This is a genomic window from Bradyrhizobium sp. P5_C11_2, from assembly GCF_054049755.1.
Genome location: NZ_JBFULT010000857.1, coordinates 1 through 2136 on the forward strand (window position 1 = coordinate 1; position 2136 = coordinate 2136).

Consider the following 2136-nt stretch of genomic DNA (forward strand, 5'->3'; position numbering starts at 1 on the left):
GTCAAATGGTTCAACCCGACCAAGGGCTATGGGTTCATCAAGCCGAACGGCAGTGACAAGGACGTGTTCGTCCACATCTCCGCCGTTGAGCGTGGCGGACTCTCCACCCTGAACGAAAACCAGGTGGTTGAATACGACCTCGTGGAAAACCGCGGCAAAGCATCCGCGGAAAACCTCAAGGTCTCCTGATTTCACTCAAGCCTACGCGCGAGAGATCATGACGTTGCCCCCGGCTCTGCCGGGGGTTTTTTGTTTGTAGCGATGACCTTGTTTGCAACGATAACGATAAAGAAAAGCGCGAGCGCAATCGCGCTTCAGCTCGCCACCACCGGCGCAACCAGAAAATTCTCCGACGCCGCGCTGCCCGCCGTCTTGCAGATATCGCCTTCGATCCGGACCTTGCCGGTTGCGAGCAGCCGTAGCGCTTCGGGATAGATGCGGTGCTCGACTTCCAGGATCCGCTCCGACAGCGTGGCGCCGGTATCGTTGTCGCTGACGGGGACCGCACCCTGCATCACGATCGGGCCGGCATCGGTCTCGGGGATGACGAAGTGCACCGTCGCACCGGACAGTTTGACGCCGGCACGCAAGGCCTGGCCGTGCGGGTCGAGGCCGGGGAACGACGGCAGCAGCGAGGGATGGATGTTGAGCATCCGCCCGTACCAGGCCCTGGTGAATTCGGCTGTGAACAGGCGCATGAAGCCACCCAGGCAGATCAGCTCGATTCCGTGCTGATCGAGCGCGGCTTGCAGCACCGCCTCGAACCCGGCGCGGTCCTTGCCGAACGGCTTGCTCTCGATCACCAGCGTCTTCACGCCGCTCGCCTTGGCCCTTTCGAGCCCCAGCGCATCGGCCTTGTTGGAGATGACGAGCGAAATCTCGGCCGGAAAATCCGGCGCGGCCGCGGCCTTGATCAGCGCGGCCATGTTGGAGCCCCGCCCCGAGATCAGGATGGCGACACGGCGCTTCATGGTGCTCACAGCGCCAGATCGAGGTGGCCGTTATAGACGACGCGGTGCTCGCCCTCAGCCGGGATCACCGTGCCCAGCTGCGCCACGGTTTCACCTGCGTCGGTCAAGACCCGCACGACCTCGTCGACCTTGTCCGGCTCGACGATCGCGATCATGCCGATGCCGCAGTTGAAGGTGCGCAGCATTTCCAGCTCGGCGATGCCGGCTTGCGCGGCCAGCCATTTGAACACCGGGAGCACCGGCAGACGCGCGAGATCGATGCCGACGCCGAGGTGCTTCGGCAGCACGCGCGGAATGTTGTCGGTGAAGCCGCCACCGGTGATGTGGGCAAGGCCCTTCACGGCACCGGTCTCCCGGATCGCGCGCAGGCACGATTTGACGTAGAGCTTGGTCGGCGTCAGCAGCGCGCCGCCGAGCGTCATCACCGGCGCGAACGGCGCCTGCGCGGCGAAGCCAAGGCCGGACTGCTCGACGATCTTGCGCACCAGCGAGAAACCGTTGGAATGCACGCCGGAGGACGCGAGCCCGATCACGGCATCGCCCGCGGCGATGTCCTTGCGGGGCAGCAACGTGCCCCGCTCCGCGGCGCCGACGGCAAAGCCGCCGAGGTCGTAATCGCCATCCTTGTAGAGGCCCGGCATCTCGGCGGTCTCGCCGCCGATCAGGGCGCAGCCGGATTCGCGGCAGCCCTCGGCGACACCCGYGACGATCGCCGCGGTCGCCTCGGGATCGAGCTTGCCGCAGGCGAAATAATCGAGGAAGAACAGCGGCTCGGCGCCCTGCACCACGAGGTCGTTGACCGACATGGCGACGAGATCGATGCCGATCCCGCCGTGCAGGCCGGTCTCGATGGCGATCTTCACCTTGGTGCCGACGCCGTCGGTGGCGGCGACCAGGACAGGGTCCTTGAAACCGGCCGCCTTGAGGTCGAACAGGCCGCCGAAACCGCCGATTTCGGCGTCGGCGCCGGGCCGTGCGGTGGCGCGCACCATCGGCTTGATCAGGTCGACCAGGCGGTTGCCCGCGTCGATATCGACGCCTGAATCGGCGTAAGTGAGGCCGTTTTTGCGGTCGGTCATGCCCGATTTCCAGTGGGTTTGCGGCTGGTTACGTCGAATTCCGGGGACACGCAATGGCTCGCATGGCGCCTCGCGCAGTACTATGT

Annotated in this window: 3 protein-coding genes; 1 reads left to right on the forward strand and 2 read right to left on the reverse strand. The window is 65.2% G+C overall.

Features of this window, described 5'->3' with window-relative positions; all coding sequences use genetic code 11:
* On the forward strand, positions 1-189 hold a 189-nt coding region (locus ACXJL8_RS39475), incomplete at its 5' end, for a cold-shock protein (protein WP_456686857.1).
* A gap of 125 nt (positions 190-314) precedes the next feature.
* Here ACXJL8_RS39475 and purN read toward each other — a convergent pair.
* Positions 315-971 carry a phosphoribosylglycinamide formyltransferase gene (purN, locus tag ACXJL8_RS39480; protein WP_456621912.1) on the reverse strand — a complete coding sequence of 219 codons (657 nt, stop codon included), beginning with the start codon at positions 969-971 and terminating at the stop codon, positions 315-317.
* A 5-nt stretch (positions 972-976) separates the two neighbouring features.
* Positions 977-2050, reverse strand: coding sequence for a phosphoribosylformylglycinamidine cyclo-ligase (gene purM / locus ACXJL8_RS39485; protein WP_456686858.1), 1074 nt, complete (start codon positions 2048-2050; stop codon positions 977-979).
* Positions 2051-2136 lie beyond the last annotated feature (86 nt).

What these genes read in the sequence shown, in the direction of transcription:
- purN (WP_456621912.1), bottom strand. Translation starts at nt 971, where the DNA reads ATGAAGCGCCGTGTCGCCATCCTGATCTCGGGGCGGGGCTCCAACATG.